Source organism: Huijunlia imazamoxiresistens, assembly GCF_037132455.1.
GTDB classification, from domain to species: Bacteria; Bacteroidota; Bacteroidia; order Chitinophagales; family Chitinophagaceae; genus Flavisolibacter; species Flavisolibacter imazamoxiresistens.
This window is the reverse complement of record NZ_JBBBEI010000104.1, coordinates 1-780: the sequence shown is the minus strand read 5'-3', so window position 1 is coordinate 780 and position 780 is coordinate 1. Positions and strand designations below refer to the sequence as shown.

Sequence of the window (780 nt, the reverse complement as noted above, 5' to 3'; positions counted from 1 at the left end):
TGACGCCCTGGACAACGATTGTAACGGCAAGGTGGATGATGGCCTGGTCGTGAAGACCTGGTACAAGGATGGGGATAGGGATGGTTACGGCACTACGAAATACCGCTTTGTATCCTGTGCGCCTCCTGCCGGTTATGTAGCCGACAGCACCGATTGTAACGACGGGAGTAAGGCGGTTTACCCGGGAGCTCCTGAAATCTGCGACGCCCTGGATAACGACTGCAACGGCATCGTCGATGACGGTTCCGCGGTGCAGGCCTGGTACAAGGATGCCGACAAGGATGGATATGGAAACATCCGGTACCGCTTTGTCTCCTGTGTGGCGCCTGCCGGTTATGTAGCCGACAGCACCGACTGCAACGATGCCAGCAATGTAGTTTACCCCGGCGCTCCTGAAATCTGCGACGCCCTGGACAACGACTGCAACGGCATTATCGACGATGGTTTTGTAGTGCAAGCCTGGTACAAGGATGTGGACAAGGACGGCTACGGCAACATCAAGTTCCGCATCGTGTCCTGTATGGCGCCTGCCGGTTACGTGGCCGACAGCACCGACTGCAATGATGCCAGCAATGTGGTTTATCCCGGCGCTCCTGAACTCTGCGATGCCCTGGACAATGACTGCAACGGCAAGGTGGATGATGGCCTGATCGTGAAGACCTGGTACAAGGATGGGGATAAGGATGGTTATGGTACCACCCGCTACCGCTTTGTATCCTGTGCGCCTCCTGCCGGTTATGTAGCCGACAGCACCGATTGCAACGATGGCAATAGCACGAT

The 780-nt window shown here is 56.3% G+C and carries 1 protein-coding gene; it reads left to right on the top strand.

The window, feature by feature from the left end:
* Window positions 1-780, top strand: a 780-nt coding sequence (locus tag V9K67_RS27060) for a putative metal-binding motif-containing protein (RefSeq protein ID WP_336728258.1), incomplete at both ends; no start/stop codon positions are given.